The organism is Acinetobacter lanii (genome assembly GCF_011578285.1).
GTDB classification, from domain to species: Bacteria; Pseudomonadota; Gammaproteobacteria; order Pseudomonadales; family Moraxellaceae; genus Acinetobacter; species Acinetobacter lanii.
The window spans coordinates 2800041-2818476 of the sequence record NZ_CP049916.1 but is presented as its reverse complement, the minus strand read 5'-3'; the positions used below and the strand labels follow the sequence as shown (position 1 = coordinate 2818476).

Here is an 18436-nt window from a genome sequence, read left to right as displayed (position 1 = left end):
CAGGATATTAGCATGCTTTGTTTAAAATGCTTGAGCTTTAATCATATTCGATAAAAAGCCGTTGAAGTTAATGCAGTTGAGTTTATTTTTTCATACAATAGCCGCACCTCGATATAGGTGCGAATAATGAGTAATACACAATTTGACTTTTCAGCGGACGATTTTCTGTTAGACCATTTCGTGGGCAAAACCCCCTTGGTGCGTTTACAGCGTTTAGCGAGTCATACTCAAGCAACAGTGTTGGCCAAATTGGAAGGCAACAATCCAGCGGGTTCAGTCAAAGATCGTCCAGCCTATAACATGATTATGCAGGCGGAAAAGCGCGGGCAAATTAAACCCGGCGATACCTTGATTGAAGCCACCAGTGGCAATACCGGTATTGCTTTGGCGATGGTTGCTGCCATGCGTGGCTATAAAATGAAACTCATCATGCCGGCCAATTCGAGTCAAGAACGTAAAGATGCCATGCGTGCCTATGGTGCTGAGCTGATTGAAGCGACAGGCATGGAAGAAGCCCGTGATATGGCGCTGCAAATGCAAAAAGATGGCGTGGGCTTGGTGCTGAATCAATTTGGTAATCCGGACAATGTTGAAGCGCATTACCTCACCACGGGTCCTGAAATTTGGCAGCAAACCGGCGGTAAAATTACCCATTTTGTAAGCTCTATGGGTACTACTGGCACAATTATGGGAATTTCCAAATACCTGAAAGAGCAAAATCCCAATATTCAGATCATTGGTTTACAACCTTCTGAAGGTTCAAATATCGCGGGTATTCGCCGTTGGCCCACCGAATATTTACCAACCATTTTTGATCCAGCCCGTGTCGATCAAATTATGGATATTCCGCAAATTGAAGCGGAAAAAACGGCACGTCAATTGGCACGTCAAGAAGGCATCAGTGCAGGCACCTCTTCAGGCGGTGCAGTATGGGCGTCGGTTAAAATCGCAGAACAGCATCCAGATGCGGTGATTGTGTGTATTGTATGTGATCGTGGTGATCGCTATTTGTCTACAGGGCTGTTCTCTGTAGAGGATTAAATTAAATATAAGAGTCTATTTATGCGTCTTCCTGTTTTAGTGTTCGATATCGAAACCTTAACTGATCTAAAATCGGGAGCGCATTTATATGGCTTGGATCTTCCCGAAGGTGATCTTGAGCAAGCGCTGACCAAACTGCGCCGTCAAGAATCAGGCAGTGATTTTCAACGCTTGCCCCTGCATGAAATTGTATGTATTTCAGGCCTTTGGGTTGATGAAAAAGCTGAGATGAAACTGTTCTCTTTTAGCCGCGAGCACAACTCGGAAGCTGAAATTTTACAGAAATTTTTCTCTATTTTTCAAAAGCGTAATCCGACTTTGGTGAGTTGGAATGGTTCACAGTTTGATTTGCCGGTAATTTTATTCCGTGCCATGTACCATGGTTTATCTGCACCGAGTTTGTTCGATCAAGGCGAAATTGATTCGCAAAAGCGTTATAATAATTATCAGAACCGCTACCATCATCGTCATATCGATTTGATGGACATTATGGCCATGTTTAATGGGCGCAACTTTCAAAAGTTAGACGATATTGCCCATTTGCTGGGTTATCCCGGTAAACGTGGTCCAGCAAGCTATTTGATCCCTGAGTATGTTCGCAATCAGCAATGGCTTGAAATGACCAGTTATTGTGAGGGGGATGTGCTCAATACGTGGTTGGTGTATTTACGCTTCTTACTGTTGAAAGGTCAAATCCTGCCAGAAGATCATCGTTTATGGATCCAAGCCACCATTCATTATCTACAAGGTCAGCCACAGCAAAAAGAATTTTTGCAGGTATGGCAAACCACGTCGAAACAGACTGATTTTACAGCATCAGATTTTGAAACGATTCAACCTCCAGACATTCAATATTAGGTATTCCTTTGAAACATAGAGCAACATCTCGCCCATCTCAGCTTCCCCGTTATATGTTTAAAGTTGAGAGACTTTCACACGAAGGGCGAGGGATCGCACACTATGCCGAAGGAATGGATCATCCGAGCAATAAGCAGGGCAAAAAAGTCTTTATTCGCTATGCTTTGCCGGGTGAAACGGTTGAAGCTCAAATTACCAATCAAGCCAAAAAACTCGAAGAAGCAGACAGTATTCAACTGATTAGCGAGCCAAATCCACACCGAATTGCCCCGATTTGTCCGCATTTCGGGGTATGTGGTGGCTGTAGCATGCAACATATTCAACCGGATGAACAAATTCGCTTAAAGCAAGACGTGCTCAAATCTCATTTTGAGCACTTTGCCGGGATTCAGCCTGAACAATGGCTTGAGCCCTTGCGTTCAACCCGTATTGATTACCGTCACAAAGCCCGTATTGGGGTGCGTTATTTACCCAATAAAGACAAGGTGTTGATGGGTTTTCGTGAAGCGCAAAGTAATCGCCTCACTGAAATTCACACCTGTAAAATTTTAGATGCTGAGCTTGATCAAGCATTGCCTGAAATCCGCAAGCTCTTACAAAATTTGAAAGGTAAATCGGATATTGGACATATTGAACTGGCTAAGGGTGATCAAGAGGTGGCTTTACTGGTTCGGCATATCAATAAATTAAATCAAGCTGATGTCAACCTATTGACGCAATTTGCGTTAGATAGACAATGGCAATTGTATTTGCAACCTTCGACACCAAGCAGTGTGCATCGTGTGGATGATCCGAATGCTGCGATGCGATTACATTACCGTTTAGATGAATTTGATGTGGAATTTGGGTTTCATCCGACAGATTTTACCCAAGTCAATCCAACGGTGAACCCACAAATGGTCAAACTGGCATGTGATTTGCTTGAACTGCAGCAGGGTCAACGTGTTTTGGATTTGTTCTGTGGTTTGGGTAATTTTTCATTGCCATTGGCACGTCAAGTCGGTTCGCAAGGTGAAGTCGTGGGTGTTGAAGGTAGTGAAGATATGGTGAAGCGAGGTACAGAAAATGCACTGAAAAATGGCATCACCAATGTTAAATTTTATTCACAAGATTTAACAAAAGATTTCTCGCAACATTCTTGGGCAAATCAAGGTTTTGATGCACTATTAATAGATCCTCCACGCGCAGGCGCAGAGGAAATTATGCAGCATGTGCCTAATTTTGGTGCAAAAAAAATCGTTTATGTGTCATGTAATCCTGCTACATTAGCGAGAGACGCTGGACTATTAGTACAACATGGATATCAATTAAAAAAAGCGGGTGTTATGGACATGTTTACCCATACGGGGCATGTTGAATCTATTGCTTTATTTGAGAAAAGTTAAAGCCAAGATTTAGTTTGAATATTTTGCATATTATTTTGAATATAATGAAGAGTAGATTTAAAGGAGAATGGTATGGTCACAGTTCGTGAACAGTTACCTGGACGACTCACCGAGTTATCTGAGGAAACGACTGTAGAACATGCCGCTGAAGCGCAATTGGGATTGGCGACTTGGCTCGACCGTGCGCGTGTCATTTTAGACGGTATTGAACTTAAACAATTAGAACAAGTGGCTCAAACAGTTCTGCAAAAAGAACTGAGTGCCACCATCAATCATAAAACCAATACCTTTGCCACAGGCTTGGGTATGGCGGATATTTTGGCGCATCTGCATGTTGATGAAGATACTTTATCAGCCGCGATGCTGTACCGGAGTGTGCGTGAGGGGTTTACCACACTTGAGGAAATCAAAAAGCAATTTGGTGAAAATGTCTATAACCTCGTCAAAGGCACTTTGGCGATGGGTAAACTGTCTGAGCTGATAGAAAAAAATAAACGTCTAGAAGACCATTTCAATAACAATCAACGTGAGCATTTGACTGGCATTTATAAAATGCTGATTTCGGTCACCGAAGATGTGCGTGTTGTGCTGATTAAGCTGGCTGAACGTACTTTGGCCCTGCGTGAGTTGGCACATTCGACCCGTGAACGCCAAGAACGTGTGGCACGTGAGATTTTGACCATTTACTCACCCTTGGCACACCGTTTGGGTATTGCACAACTGAAATGGGAGCTTGAAGATCTAGCCTTCCGTTATTTGGCTCCTGAACGCTATAAAGAAATCGCATCTTTACTCAATGAAAAACGACTCGAGCGTGAGCAATATATTCAGTTTGTGGTGGATAAATTACGTGGCGAGTTGTCGGAACATGGCATTCGGGCGGAAATTTCAGGACGGGTCAAACATATTTATTCGATCTACCGAAAAATGAAAAGCAAGAATTTGAGCTTTGATCAGCTTTATGACATTCGTGCTTTACGTGTTTTGGTGGATGAAGTGCCTGAGTGTTATCACACCCTCGGGATCGTGCACCAAATTTGGCGTCATATTCCGCATCAGTTTGATGACTATATTACCAACCCAAAAGCCAATGGCTACCGTTCATTGCATACTGCGGTGATTGCGGAAAATAAATCCTTAGAGATTCAAATTCGTACCCATGAAATGCACAATGAAGCGGAGCTAGGGGTGTGTTCGCACTTCAATTATAAAGAAGGCTCGAAAACCACGGATTATTCATTTAATCATCGCTTACATTCATTGCGTTCGGTACTTGAGCATTATCAAGAGCGCAACGAAACCAGTGGTCATCCGAATGAAGATGAAACTGAAAGCTTTGATCAGCTTCAAGATTTTGAAGACTTTGAAAAGATTTATGTGTTTAGTCGTGATGGCGACATTAAAGAATTACCGCGTAATTCAACTGTTTTAGACTTTGCTTATCATGTGCATACTGAAGTCGGCAATAAATGTTATGCCGCACGGGTTAATCAACGTTATGTACCTTTAACTTACACCTTAAAAACCGGTGAACAAGTTGAGATTTTAACCAAGAAAGACCGTGAACCAAATCGAGATTGGTTGGTGAATTCTTTAGGTTATATCAAGACTTCACGTGCACGTGACAAATTACGCCACTGGTTCCGCCAACAAGACCGCAGTAAAAATCTTGAAGTCGGTCGTGAACTGCTGGCCAAAGAGCTCTCTCGTTTGGCGATTCACCCGAAAAGTATTGATTTGAATGACTATTGTCAGCATTTCAATGTCAAAACCGGTGAAGACATCTTGGTGTCTTTGGTCAGTGGCGACATTAGCCTTCATGCCTTGATTAATCAGGTCAATCGTCATATGCATCTGGATCAGGATGAACCTGAACTGGTGCTTAAACCAACTTTGAATCCGCGTGCCAGTCATACCTTGTCGGCACATGGTATTTTGATTGATGGTTTGGACAATGTGGAACTACACATTGCGCAATGCTGTCAACCTGTACATGGTGAGTCGATTGCAGGCTATATCACTTTAAACCGTGGGGTCAGTATTCATAAAGTGGCGTGTCCAGACTATATGCGTATGATCAGTCAGGAACCTGAGCGTGCAGTCGAAGCCGATTGGGAAATGCAACCCACACGTGGTCAGAGTGTACAGATTGTGGTGGAAGCGTATGACCGCCGTGGTTTGTTGAAAGATCTGACTCAAGTGATTTTCTCCGATCAAATCAATATTCGACAGGTCAATACCATTTCTGAATTGGATGGTATTGCCAATATGAAGTTGTTGATTGAAGTGAAAGGCTTGGCACAATTATCACGTCTGTTGGCACGTTTAGAGCAACAGCCGGGCATCATTAGTGCACGTCGTTTGGTTCAAGGTAACTGATATTGAACTTAACTAGAGAAAAGCCTGCTTGAGCAGGCTTTTTTTTTAATATACTTTTATGTTGGTTGCAAAAATTATTTCTTTTTGCTTAAAAAAAGATTGCTGATGCGATTAACGGCTTGCGGGCTGAATCGAGACAAGTGATACATCACTCCCGCTTCAAAGCCAACAGGATGATGGGTCGGTAGAGTCACCCGATCTTTTGCAGTGGCACTTTTATAAATTTGTGCTGCCACGTCTTCAGCTTTAAGCTTTACGCCCATATTTTGAATAGTGCCTGCATCCATGTCTTTGACCATCGCAGTTTGTACAAACAAGGGCATGACATCAAGCACACGAATACCGTATTTTTGCCATTCCACATCTAAGCCTTCGGTGATGCCTCGGACTGCAAATTTACTCGCAGAATAGGAAATCAGATCGGCTTGACCGTAAATGGCAGAAGCTGAGGATAGATTAATGACCCGTGCGAAAGAAGCTTGTTTTAAATAGGGCAGTGCGGCATGACAGCCATTCAGTACGCCATTGACGTTAATGTTGATAGTTCGATGATGGGCTTGAATATCGGTTTTTTCAAAATCACCTGAATATAAAATCCCTGCATTATTGACTAAAATATTCAGTTCACCTGCCCAAGTGCTAAATTCAGCCAAAGCATTTTGCCAATCTTCATAGTTGGCGACATCGAGTAAGCCCGCTTTGGCATTGGATCCGAGTTGTTCTGCCAATTGCTGTGCCTGAACAGCGTTAATGTCATAGATGCCGACCTTATAGCCTTTTTGATAAAATAAGCGTGCTATCGCTGCCCCAATGCCTTGTGCTGCACCACTAATGAAAATACTCTGTGTCATGTTTTTAAGTCCTTTTATTTTTTTGCAGATATATGTGTTGTTAATATTTTAATGATCTGCAGTTGAGCATAATTTCAACATCTTTTTCAAGTCATCTCATTTATTTCGTATTTAATCGTTCAGGTCTTTTTATGCAAAATTTACTCAATATCATGCAAACGCTTCGAGAAAAATGCCCATGGGATCAAGCACAAACCCCTGAATCTTTGACCCGTTATGCGATTGAAGAAGCCTATGAGGTTGAAGAGGCTGTGCGCTCAGGAGATGCTGAGCATGTGAAAGAAGAGTTAGGTGATTTGTTGTTACAAGTGGTGTTTCAGGCACAGATGTACAGTGAGCAAGGGGCTTTTGATTTTAATGATGTGGTGGAAACAATATGTGAAAAATTAATTCGCCGTCATCCACATGTATTTCAAGCTGAGCAATATGAAACGATGACTGAGCAAGAGGTGACGAGTCTCTGGCAGAACATTAAAGCCACAGAAAAACAAGGCAAGCCAAAATCTCGTTTAGATCAAGTCAAACACGCACCTGCTTTAATTCAAGCGGAAAATATTCAAAAAAATGTCGCAAAAATTGGCTTTGATTTTGAACATGTCGCAGATGCCTATGGCAAGTTGGAAGAGGAATTGGCTGAGTTTAATGAAGCTGTACTTCACAATAATTCCGATGAAATGCAGGATGAATTTGGGGATTGTTTATTTTCATTAATCAATGTTGGACGTAAACTCGGTATATCGAGTGAAATGGCATTGTTAAGCACCATTCACAAGTTTAAATCACGCTTTAAATATATTGAAGATCAAGTGGCGCTACAGCACAGAGATCTAGAACAGATGAGTTTGCAGGAAATGGATCAGTTGTGGGATCAAGCCAAAGTCTTTCTTCGTGCACAATCGAAAGCTTAATTTGAGACATTCTTTTGTGTAAGCCAAAACGGTGAAATCTGTAGTTCGGTGATCACTATAGCTTGGTTGGAAATCCAGTGATGACTGAACTGAATGAAATAATCAAACAATCGGGTTGCATGGATGTTATTCATTCAACCCAAAATTAATCCAATAAAAAACAATAAGCAGGGCTGAGCGATGAAGTTGAATACTTTTAATTTCGTGTGTTTTGTGATTCTTTTGATCAGTGCTACCGGGTCAAATACCGTTTATGCCCAGCAGTTTGATCAGTCTTATCTGAAATGGAAAGCCGAGCAAGAAAAGGCCGATGCTCAATTAAAAGCCAATGATCCAAATTATTATCTCTCCAAACCCAATTTATCCAAATCAAGTGGATCGAAATCTAATTTAAAGTCAGCTAGAGCCAAATCTTCGAATTCCATTCAAGCACAGGGCGCATTGAGTTCAAATGACAAAGTGCATTTAAATTCTGCCAATCTGACGGAATTGCAACAACTGAATGGCGTCGGGGAAAAGAAAGCGCAAATGATTATTGAGTATCGAGATCAGCATGGAAAATTTAAAAGCATTGCTGAGCTTGAAAATGTTAAAGGCATTGGCCCAAAGTTAGTGGAAAAGAATCGATCACGTTTAAGTTTATAAATCAGCATTCACTCAATTGCAGTAAAAATGAAAGAGTGCCGATGCGCATGAAAGTTGTAAGTTTGCCCGCAAGATTCAGATAATCAAATTGCCCTTTGATTGTGTTAGAGATATGATTAGCATAATTATGATTTTTACGTCCTGACGTAGGAGACAGCGTCTTTTGCAAACTTTGCACGCGTCAAAGTGTGGATTATCCACCACTCAATTACCTTCTTCGATTTTAGATGTTATTGATTCTTTAACAAAAGCAGGCTATGAAGCCTATATCGTTGGTGGTGGGGTACGAGACTTAATGTTGGGTTTAGAACCCAAGGATTTTGATGCCGTAACCAATGCAACACCCTCTCAAATTAAAGAAGTATTCGGACGACGTTGCCGTATTATTGGTCGACGTTTTGAGCTTGCGCATGTTTATTCAGGGCGTGAGTTGATTGAAGTGGCAACATTTAGAGCACCGCCAAAGAAAGCGGTGACGTCAGCTTCAGGCATGATTTTGCGTGATAACAATTGGGGCAGCATTGAAGAGGATTTCGTGCGTCGAGATTTTTCGATCAATGCGATGTATTATCAACCCCGCAAAGGCATTGTGCTCGATTTCTGTAATGCCATAGATGACATTAAAAGCAAAACTTTACGCCTCTTGGGTGATCCAACGTTGCGTTTTGAAGAAGACCCGGTACGTATGTTGCGGACCCTGCGCTTCGCAGCAAAACTGAATTTCAGTATTGATCCTGCCATTCTCAAGGTCTTTACCCCTGAATTGACCATGTTATTGCGTGATGTGTCACCGCATCGTCTCTATGATGAATCGCAAAAACTGTTTACCATGGGACATCTCAATCGTGTGATGCCAATGTTGATCGAGTTCGGGATTTGGAAGCAGTTATTTGCTGATATTCCACCGGTCATCAATCCATTTATGGAACGTGCCGCAAAAAATACCGATCAACGGATTCAAATGGGCAAAACCATCAATCCGGCATTTTTCTATGCGGTGTTGTTGTGGAAGCCATTTTTAGAGCGTTGTGAATTTTATGCCAATAAAGGTACCGTAGCTGCTGAAGCACGTGCCCAAGCCGGTTTGGATGTTCTAAAACGTCAAGCGACACGCACTATTATTCCCCGTTTTGCTGAAACCTTTATTCGTGAAGTGTGGGAAATGCAAACCCGTTTGCTGAATCCAAAACCACAGCAAATACAAGCACTGTCGAGTCATGCGCGTTTCCGTGCCGGCTTTGACTTTATGTTGCTGCGTGAAAAATCAGGTGATGAAACCACGCAAGGCATGGGCATTTGGTGGGAAAGCTACCAAGTCATGTCGAATGACGAAAAAGAACGTGCGATTGGTCAATATAACCGTCAACGCAATAAGAGTCGTCGTAAAGCTTCCAGTGCTGAACAGGTGCCTGAAGAGCAAGTATCTGCACGCATTGAGCCTTTGGTGAAAGAAACGGAATCTCGTAGCCGTCGTTCGCGTAAGCCGGCTGCACAGCCTTACGAGAACAATCGAGATTCACGTGGTGGTCGTGCGCCAGTGGCACAGGTCGAACCAGGAACGATTCATGCGGATCATCCGATTCTAAAACGTCGACGTGTACAACGTGATTTGAAACAAGTGGTTTTTGGTCCAACACAATGAGTCAGCTGACCTATATTGGCTTAGGGAGTAATTTAGGGGATTCTCAGCAGATTATGGCTGAGGCGGTGCGAAAGTTGGCATGCTTGGGGCAAGTCAAAGCGTCTAAGCTGTATCAAAGCCCCCCGATGGGACCGCAAGATCAACCGCATTATCATAATGCGGTGGTGCAACTTAAGACCGATCTTGCACCACTGGATTTGCTCGATCAATTACAAAAAATTGAACAAGAGTCAGGACGTGTGCGTTTGCGCCATTGGGGTGAACGGACACTGGATTTAGATTTACTGATTTATGCGCAAGACAGCATTGAAAATGAACGTTTAACCGTACCGCATGTGGGTGTGCTTGAGCGAGATTTCGTGTTGGTGCCATTGTTAGATTTAGACCCTGAACTGGTTGTACGGGGTCAACCCATTAAGGATTTAGATGTTCTCAAGCAGTCGACTTTGACCGTGCTTGCAGACCCGTCTTGGATCAATATTTAATTTTAGAATGTTCTAAGGAACTGTGTTAGAGGACATCTTAATGATTAGTCTCAGCGATTTAAGACAATTCAAACAGCAAGGTCGCAGATTTTCATGTTTGACTTGCTACGATGCAAGTATGGCAAAAGCAATGGAAGTTGCTGAAATTGATTCTATTCTCATTGGTGATTCATTGGGAATGACGGTACAAGGGCATGACTCAACATTGCCTGTCAATGTGGCGGACATGGCTTACCATACGGCGAATGTACGCCGTGGTAATCAGCATTCTTTTATTATGACGGATTTACCGTTTATGAGTTATGCCACCTTAAATGATGCCTTGATCAATGCCAAAACCGTGATGCAAGCCGGCGCGCAGATGATCAAAATCGAAGGTGGTGCTTGGCTCAGTGAAACGGTTGCGACTTTGACTCGTAATGGTATTCCAGTGTGTGTGCATCTGGGTTTAACCCCGCAATCGGTGCATGTATTCGGCGGTTATAAATTGCAAGCTAAAACCCGTGATGCAGCGGATCAATTGATTGCAGACTGTAAAGCGGTGGTTGAAGCCGGTGCAGCAGTGCTGTTACTTGAATGTGTGCCAGCACAACTCGGTAAAGAAATCACGGAATTGTTCCCAACCGTACCTGTGATTGGTATTGGTGCGGGTGCCGATACCGACGGTCAAGTCTTGGTGGTTCAAGACATGTTGGGTTTAACCTTCGGAAAAGTGGCGCGTTTTGTCCGTAACTTTATGAAAGAACAATCCGGTGAAACTGCGATTGTAGATGCGTTCAAAGCCTATCATGCTGCGGTACAGGATCAGTCTTTCCCAGCCAAAGAGCATATGTTTCAGGTTGAGCTATAAGTCTGATTTAAGTCTTGTAAATTTGAGTCCATATTGAACAGTTAAGTCGAATTGTAACAAGTTGAGCTGTAAAAATGAAAACTGAAACAACCATTCAAGGTTTATCTGCATCACTGAGTAGCGCACGCCAATCTCGTAAAACCATTGGTTTTGTGCCAACGATGGGGAATCTTCACCAAGGTCATTTAAATCTGGTTCGTGAAGCCCGCAAAATATGTGATGTGGTGGTGGTCAGTATCTTTGTCAATCCGATTCAGTTTGGGCCGAATGAAGACTTCGATAGCTACCCACGAACATTGGAACAAGACAGCAATTTGTTGGCTGATGTCGGTTGTGACATCATTTTTGCACCTTCTGTAGAGCAGATGTACGGTAAAAACAAACGACTGACCACCATCAGCGTGTCTGAAATTACCAACGACTTATGTGGTGCACAGCGTCCAGGTCATTTCGATGGCGTGGCTGTGGTGGTGACGAAACTGTTTAATATTGTGCAACCGAACTTTGCCTTCTTTGGTCAAAAAGACTATCAGCAATTGGCGGTGATTAAGCAAATGGTGCAAGATCTAAACATGCCCATTGAAGTGATTGGTGTGCCGATTACGCGTGCAGAAGATGGCTTGGCTTTAAGTTCACGTAATGGCTATTTGTCTGAAGAGCATCGTGCAACCGCACCTGCGATTTATAAAGCACTGAAAGCTGCTGAAACAGACTTAAAAAATGGTCAAGCTTTGACTGATGTCTTGGCTCAGATTCGTGCTGATCTTACAGCACAGGGTTTTGAAGTGGATTATGTGGAAGCACGCAGTCCTATGCTACAAACGGTGGAACAGTTTGATCAGGATGTGGTGCTGTTTGTTGCAGCCAAACTGGGCAAAACCCGTTTAATCGATAATTTACAAGTGAGCCACAGCGCTTAACTTGAATTGAATGATAGGTAATCATGCATGAAGCGCATATTAATCGTGACAGGACAATCAGGATCAGGGAAGTCATCTGCATTACAGGTACTTGAAGATCTCGGTTATTACTGTATCGACAATTTGCCTTTGGCATTATTGCCTGAAATTGTGGGAAAGCTCGATCAAGAAAATAACTTAGAGCAGTTGGCATTGGGTGTGGATGTACGAAGCACACGTGCCGACTTGCAAGAGTTTGATCAAGTCTTTCAGCAACTGCAAAAACATGGCGAAGTGGATGTGATTTATCTCACTACCAAAGATCAAGAGTTGATTGCACGTTTTAGTGCATCACGTCGTCCGCATCCCTTGGCCAATCGTTTTAAAAGTCTGAATCAATGTATCCAAGAAGAGAAACAACTACTTCGTCCGATTCAGATGAAAGCCACGGTACAGATTGATACGTCAGATAAAAGTGTTCATGACTTAAAAGATACCTTATTATCCAAGCTTGGACAGGTGGACAAGCTGATTGTGATTTTACAATCCTTTGGCTATAAACACGGTATTCCATTGGATGCAGATTTTATTTTTGATGTGCGTCATTTGCCGAATCCACATTGGGACAATGAACTTCGTCCATACTCGGGTTTAGATGAACCAGTTCAACGCTTTCTCAACAGCTTTGAACAAACCCATGAAATGTTCCAAGATTTGAATCAGTTTTTAGAAAAATGGTTGCCTGCATTTGCAGAAGGGCATCGCCATTATATTACGGTATCGATTGGCTGTACGGGCGGTCAACACCGTTCTGTATATATTGTAGATAGACTAAAAAAAGCACTTGAGGCAAAATGGTCTATTCAAGTCTTGCATAGAGAAATGAAGCACTGGTCATGATTGACACAACTGTTGACGTTATTAACAAATTAGGATTACATGCGCGTGCTTCTGGCAAGCTCATTGAAGTCACGACTAAATTTCGCAGTTCAATCCAAATTGGTAAGGGCGATAAATTGGTTGATGCCAAAAACATTATGTCTTTGCTGATGCTCGGTGCAGGCAAAGGTACTACTTTGCGTTTGGTGGTTGAGGGTGCAGATGAAGAAAAAGCTTCGTCTGAGATTCAAGCGCTATTCGCAGCAAAATTTTACGAGGCAGAATAACTGTGGCACGTCGAACGCAACGTTTTACTGAAGATGACTTTGAGTCTTTAGAAGGACGTGCAAGCAAAACCGAACAAAAGAAAGCTGTGCACCGCATGGCTGCTTTGGGTGAAAGACTCGCTGAATTGAGTCCGAAACAAATTAAAAATCTTCCTGTGGAAGAGCGTCTGATCGAAGCTTTAGAAGATGTACGCTCAATTACCTCAGGTGAAGCACGTCGTCGTCAATTCTTACGCATTGGTAAACTGTTGCGTAATGAAGATGAAAGCGTGATCTTATCTTATTTAACCCCAAAACAAGGGTTAAAGAAAACTGCGCAGTTGCATCGTTGGGTCGATCGTATGATTGCTCAAGGTGACCCTGCGATTAAAGAATTCATGAAAATGTTTAATGCGGCTGAGCATCATCCGATTCGTCAGCATATTTTACGTGTACAACGTGACATTAAACAAAACTTGGGTGAAGAAGCGGTTGCGAAGTCAAAATTGAATATGTTCAATTATATTCAACAAGTGGCTTTAATCTCGGACAACACTTAAGTAAGTTGTAGCTTGAATCTAAAAAGGCGACCTATTCAGGTCGCTTTTTTATCCTGTATTTTCTCTGACAATATCCATAGATGAGCCAACCGAATGAGTTTAGATATTCCTGAACAATTGCAAAATTTGCCTGCCAATTGCGGGATCTATGCCGTGTGGATGCTGTTGCAACATTGCGATATTGAACTGGATATCGCTGATTTGGCGAAAGTCTGTGGCTATGATCAAGAGGATGGGACTTTTACCATTGGGCTTGCGGTCGGCTTGAAGAAAATGGGATTCAAAGTCGTATTTCATACGGCTGAAGACTTGCATAAAGATCCGAAAGAACTGCCGAGTTATGCCGAAGCTGAACGTCTACAAATCCCGATTTTAGCGCCATTGAGCTATGTGGAATTGAAAGATGCTGTTGAGCAAAACCATTGGGCAATTGTGTATTACGATATGCCAGATGGTGTGGGCAATCACTCGCTGATCTATGACATCAATAATGAAGAAATTAGTTTTTTTGACCACTTTGAGGTGATGCGTCCTGAAGTGTTTGAACAACAGCACCGCGCGGAAGGCATTTGCCAACAAACGATTTTGATTCGACGTGAATTTTCAGCTTTATAATTGTTAATCTTCATCGCCAATATAAAAAATGACCCATACGGGTCATTTTTTGTTTTTCATTTTCGGTGCAAATCGGAAAACAAAAATAGATTAGCTAAATTCACCCACCGAGCGCTCTTTGGCCCAATCACGAAGAACGAATTTTTGTAATTTGCCGGTCGAGGTTTTTGGAATTTCAGTAATCACCACATCTTTTGGGACTTTAAAACGGGCCAAATGTTGTTTACAGAATTCAATAATTTCTTCAGCCGTCGCCTCTTTACCTTCTTTTAACTCAATAAAGGCGCATGGGACTTCTTGCCAGCGTGGGTCAGGTTTTGCCACGACAGCTGCGGTCATTACGGCAGGGTGTTGGTACAGCACTTCTTCGACTTCGAGTGATGAAATATTTTCACCGCCTGAAATAATCACATCTTTAGAGCGGTCGGTGATTTTGGCATAGCCATCGGGCTGACACACGGCCAAGTCACCGGTATGGAACCAGCCACCGGCAAAGGCTTCTTCAGTGGCTTGTTTATTTTTCAAATAACCTTTCATCACGATGTTGCCACGGAACATGATTTCTCCCATGGTTTGACCATCATGCGGGACCGGTTGCATGGTTTCAGGGTCGATCACTTTCATACCATCTTGCAGTGGATATGGTACACCTTGACGTGAATGCAGTTGCGCTTGTTCTTGAATGGATAAATCACTCCAGCCAGCTTGCGAAGCACACAGTGCAGATGGGCCATAGGTTTCGGTCAAACCATAAACATGGGTCACATTCACGCCTAAATGACGCATCCCTTCAATGATTGCAGCAGGAGGTGCAGCACCGGCCACCATCACTTCAACACGATGTTCGATTTTTTGGCGTTTTTCTTCAGGCGTGTTGATCATCATGGAAAGCACAATCGGTGCACCACAGAAATAATCGACTTTATGTTCAGCAATCAATTTAAAGATCAATTCAGGGTCGACTTTACGTAAGCAGATATTGGTTCCACCATTGGCTGCCATGGTCCAACCGAAACACCAACCATTACAGTGGAATAGCGGAAGTGTCCATAAATAGGTGGCACGCGGGGTCATCCCACAAGCAATGATATTGCTGGCTGCGTTAATGTATGCCCCACGATGGTGATACACCACGCCTTTCGGATTACCGGTCGTGCCTGAGGTGTAACTTAAACTGATGGCATCCCATTCATCTTGCGGAAGTTGCCAGTCAAAATTGGCATCGCCACCTTTGAGCCAGTCTTCGTATTCAATTTCACCTATTGAAATTGCATTGGCATGATGTTCGTATTCAGCATCCGCAACATCAATGACATAGATGTCTTGGGATATCAATGCCAAAGCCTCTTGTGCCAAACCTGCAAATTCAGGATCGACCAACAGTACTTTAGATTCGGCATGTTCGAGCATAAATGCCAAAGTTTTGGCATCCAAACGCGTGTTTAAGGTATTCAGTACAGCACCCGCCATAGGCACCGCAAAATGCGCCTCCAACATGGCAGGAACGTTCGGTAAAAGCACAGAAACCGTATCGTTTTTACCGACCCCTAAGTTGGTGAGTTGGTCTGCAAATTGACGGCAACGGTTGTATTTTTCACGCCAAGTAATACGTCGCGCGCCGTGAATCATGGCTGCTTGATCGGGATAAATATAGGCAGCACGTTCTAAATAACGTAAAGGCGATAAAGCAACAAAATTGGCAGGGGTGCGAGGTAATGCATCGTACGCGCTCGACATGATTCTAACTCCGTGTTCATCATTTTTATAATTCCTACCCAAAAGATATGTGCTTTTTAGAGTAAATGCTTTAATCCTTTAGTCGAAAAATTGTGCTTATTTGAAAAGTGATAAGCATTACATTGAAAAATTTAAAATTTGCTTTTATCGATGAAAGATTGCTCTGCTTTGAATTGAATGACAGCACTTTGCGTTAAAAATAGGTTCAATTTGAATATGCAATATGCAATTGAGTGTTTAAAGCATCGATGAATCCATGCCAAGATGGGCTTAAAAATGAAAATAACAGCGACAATATTTAAAAAACAGCAGGATTAGAAAGCTAAACGAAAAAAAATAGCACTGTTTTGTGTTTAATCCTATGGAATGGTTTATAAAAAATCATTAAGGGTGTAAAATTTTCGCACTTAGATTTATTGCACCGATTTTATCTTTTGAGGTTTTCCTCGATCATAATCTCGCGGTGAAATGCCCTATGGTACGGGGCATCACTCCTTAAGGATTTTTTATGCCAATTATTACTTTGCCGAATGGCGATCAAAAGCAGTTTGATCACGCCGTATCTGTTATGGACGTTGCGCTGAGCATTGGTCCAGGTCTTGCAAAAAACACCGTTGCAGGTCGTGTAAACGATCGCTTGGTCGATGCATCTGACTTGATCACTGAAGATGCGACGCTGCAAATCATTACGCCTAAAGATGAAGAAGGCGTAGAGATTATTCGTCACTCTTGCGCACACTTGGTGGGTCATGCTGTCAAGCAATTGTTCCCAGAAGCAAAGATGGTGATTGGTCCAGTCATTGAAGATGGTTTCTATTACGATATCTTCAGTGAAAAGCCATTTACACCAGATGATATGGCTGCCATCGAAGAGCGTATGAAAAAGCTCATCGATCAAGATTACGATGTCATTAAGAAAATGACCCCACGTGATGAAGTGATTGCAGAATTCACCAAACGTGGTGAAGATTATAAACTTCGCTTGATCGCAGACATGCCTGAAGAAACCCAAATGGGCTTGTACTACCATCAAGACTATTTGGATATGTGCCGTGGTCCGCACGTACCGAACACAAAATTCTTAAAAGCATTCAAATTGACCAAAATGTCAGGCGCTTACTGGCGTGGTGATGCGAAAAACGAACAACTTCAACGTATTTATGGTACAGCGTGGGCAGATAAAAAACAGCTTGCGGCTTATATCAAACGTATTGAAGAAGCGGAAAAACGTGACCATCGTAAAATTGGTAAAGCATTAGATCTATTCCATATGCAAGAAGAAGCACCGGGTATGGTGTTCTGGCATGCCAATGGTTGGACCATTTACCAAGTGCTTGAACAGTACATGCGTAAAGTTCAGCAAGACAATGGTTACCAAGAGATTAAAACCCCACAAATTGTGGATTTCTCGCTTTGGGAAAAATCAGGTCACGCAGCAAACTATGCTGAAAACATGTTTACGACGCATTCTGAGAGTCGTAACTATGCAGTAAAACCAATGAACTGCCCATGTCACGTACAAGTCTTTAACCAAGGCTTGAAATCTTACCGTGACCTGCCAATTCGTTTAGCGGAATTTGGTTCATGTCACCGTAACGAACCATCGGGTTCTTTACACGGCATTATGCGTGTTCGTGGCTTTACCCAAGATGATGCACACATTTTCTGTACCACTGAACAAATTGGTCAGGAAGTTGCAGATTTCATCAAGTTAACGCTTGATGTATATAAAGACTTTGGCTTTGAAGAAGTGCAAATGAAATTATCAACACGTCCTGAAAAACGTGTCGGTGATGACAAACTTTGGGATGTGGCGGAAAAATCTTTGGCGGATGCTTTGGATGCTGCTGGCTTATCTTGGGATTTACAACCCGGTGAAGGCGCATTCTACGGTCCAAAAATTGAATTTTCATTGAAAGACTGCTTAGGCCGTATCTGGCAGTGCGGTACAATTCAGTGTGACTTCAACTTACCGTTGCGTTTAGATGCCTCGTATGTGACTGAAGATAATGATCGTGATCATCCAGTTATGTTACATCGTGCAATTCTTGGTAGTTTTGAACGTTTTATTGGTATACTTATTGAACATTACGCGGGATTCATGCCACCATGGTTGGCTCCAATCCAAGCATGCGTCATGAATATTACCGATTCTCAAGCCGAAGCGTGTGATCACGTGGTTGCTAAACTCAAAGAAAATGGCATTCGTGCGATTTCAGACTTGAGAAATGAGAAAATCGGCTTTAAGATTCGTGAGCGTACTTTAGAGCGTATTCCTTACTTATTGGTACTTGGGGACCGAGAAGTAGAGGAAGGTACTGTGAATGTACGTACTCGCTCTGGAACAAATTTAGGTACTATGTCAATTGATGCCTTCGTTGACTTAGTGAAAGCAGCCGTAGCCGAACGCGGCCGGTATATTGTGGAGTAAGAAAG

17 protein-coding genes are annotated in these 18436 nt (G+C 42.6%); 15 read left to right on the top strand and 2 right to left on the bottom strand.

The genetic code is table 11. The features are described from left to right. Positions 1 to 126: 126 nt before the first annotated feature. The 4 genes from cysM to G8D99_RS12755 all read left to right on the top strand — a co-directional run bounded on the left by cysM (position 127) and on the right by G8D99_RS12755 (position 5663). Positions 127 to 1041: a cysteine synthase CysM gene (gene cysM / locus G8D99_RS12770; RefSeq protein WP_166326517.1), complete on the top strand. Its 915-nt coding sequence runs from the start codon at positions 127 to 129 to the stop codon at positions 1039 to 1041. Positions 1042 to 1062: 21 nt separating this feature from the next. Further along, complete coding sequence (locus tag G8D99_RS12765) at positions 1063 to 1899, top strand: 3'-5' exonuclease (RefSeq protein WP_166326515.1); 837 nt, start codon at positions 1063 to 1065, stop codon at positions 1897 to 1899. A gap of 8 nt (positions 1900 to 1907) precedes the next feature. Beyond that, entirely contained in the window at positions 1908 to 3284 is a 1377-nt protein-coding gene (rlmD, locus tag G8D99_RS12760; RefSeq protein WP_166326513.1) for a 23S rRNA (uracil(1939)-C(5))-methyltransferase RlmD, read from the top strand. Between the two features lie 72 nt (positions 3285 to 3356). Continuing rightward, positions 3357 to 5663, top strand: a complete 2307-nt coding sequence (locus G8D99_RS12755; protein WP_166326511.1) for a RelA/SpoT family protein — start codon at positions 3357 to 3359, stop codon at positions 5661 to 5663. 74 nt (positions 5664 to 5737) lie between these two features. Here the strand turns inward: G8D99_RS12755 and G8D99_RS12750 are convergent, their stop codons facing one another. Further along, on the bottom strand, positions 5738 to 6514 hold the full coding sequence (locus G8D99_RS12750; protein ID WP_166326509.1) for an SDR family oxidoreductase: 777 nt from the start codon (positions 6512 to 6514) through the stop codon (positions 5738 to 5740). Positions 6515 to 6645: 131 nt separating this feature from the next. Here G8D99_RS12750 and mazG point away from each other — a divergent pair, with 131 nt between their 5' ends. The 10 genes from mazG to G8D99_RS12700 all read left to right on the top strand — a co-directional run bounded on the left by mazG (position 6646) and on the right by G8D99_RS12700 (position 14263). Further along, positions 6646 to 7422 (top strand): nucleoside triphosphate pyrophosphohydrolase, encoded by a 777-nt coding sequence (mazG, locus tag G8D99_RS12745; RefSeq protein WP_166326507.1) that lies wholly within the window; start codon positions 6646 to 6648, stop codon positions 7420 to 7422. A gap of 180 nt (positions 7423 to 7602) precedes the next feature. After that, a complete protein-coding gene (locus G8D99_RS12740; protein WP_166326505.1) occupies positions 7603 to 8067 on the top strand; it encodes a ComEA family DNA-binding protein in 465 nt (154 codons plus the stop codon). Between the two features lie 163 nt (positions 8068 to 8230). After that, positions 8231 to 9709 carry a polynucleotide adenylyltransferase PcnB gene (pcnB, locus tag G8D99_RS12735; RefSeq protein ID WP_166326503.1) on the top strand — a complete coding sequence of 493 codons (1479 nt, stop codon included), beginning with the start codon at positions 8231 to 8233 and terminating at the stop codon, positions 9707 to 9709. Next, positions 9706 to 10194, top strand: a complete 489-nt coding sequence (gene folK, locus G8D99_RS12730) for a 2-amino-4-hydroxy-6-hydroxymethyldihydropteridine diphosphokinase (protein WP_166326501.1) — start codon at positions 9706 to 9708, stop codon at positions 10192 to 10194. Before pcnB ends, folK begins: the two co-directional genes overlap by 4 nt. Positions 10195 to 10234: 40 nt before the next feature. Then, entirely contained in the window at positions 10235 to 11044 is an 810-nt protein-coding gene (gene panB / locus G8D99_RS12725; protein ID WP_166326499.1) for a 3-methyl-2-oxobutanoate hydroxymethyltransferase, read from the top strand. A gap of 74 nt (positions 11045 to 11118) precedes the next feature. Further along, positions 11119 to 11964, top strand: a complete 846-nt coding sequence (gene panC, locus G8D99_RS12720; RefSeq protein ID WP_166326497.1) for a pantoate--beta-alanine ligase — start codon at positions 11119 to 11121, stop codon at positions 11962 to 11964. A 27-nt stretch (positions 11965 to 11991) separates the two neighbouring features. Further along, entirely contained in the window at positions 11992 to 12843 is an 852-nt protein-coding gene (gene rapZ, locus G8D99_RS12715; protein ID WP_166326495.1) for an RNase adapter RapZ, read from the top strand. After that, positions 12840 to 13109 carry an HPr family phosphocarrier protein gene (locus tag G8D99_RS12710; RefSeq protein WP_166326493.1) on the top strand — a complete coding sequence of 90 codons (270 nt, stop codon included), beginning with the start codon at positions 12840 to 12842 and terminating at the stop codon, positions 13107 to 13109. The genes rapZ and G8D99_RS12710 overlap by 4 nt, the downstream gene beginning before the upstream one ends. Before the next feature lie 2 nt (positions 13110 to 13111). After that, a complete protein-coding gene (gene yjgA / locus G8D99_RS12705) occupies positions 13112 to 13648 on the top strand; it encodes a ribosome biogenesis factor YjgA (RefSeq protein WP_166326491.1) in 537 nt (178 codons plus the stop codon). A gap of 93 nt (positions 13649 to 13741) precedes the next feature. Then, the gene (locus tag G8D99_RS12700; RefSeq protein WP_166326489.1) at positions 13742 to 14263 is read left to right on the top strand and encodes a cysteine peptidase family C39 domain-containing protein; all 522 of its coding nucleotides are present in this window, start codon (positions 13742 to 13744) and stop codon (positions 14261 to 14263) included. A 90-nt stretch (positions 14264 to 14353) separates the two neighbouring features. On the opposite strand, the gene G8D99_RS12695 is transcribed toward G8D99_RS12700, so the two are convergent. Next, positions 14354 to 16000, bottom strand: coding sequence for an acyl-CoA synthetase (locus G8D99_RS12695; protein ID WP_166326487.1), 1647 nt, complete (start codon positions 15998 to 16000; stop codon positions 14354 to 14356). A 508-nt stretch (positions 16001 to 16508) separates the two neighbouring features. Here G8D99_RS12695 and thrS point away from each other — a divergent pair. Continuing rightward, entirely contained in the window at positions 16509 to 18431 is a 1923-nt protein-coding gene (thrS, locus tag G8D99_RS12690) for a threonine--tRNA ligase (protein WP_166326485.1), read from the top strand. Positions 18432 to 18436 lie beyond the last annotated feature (5 nt).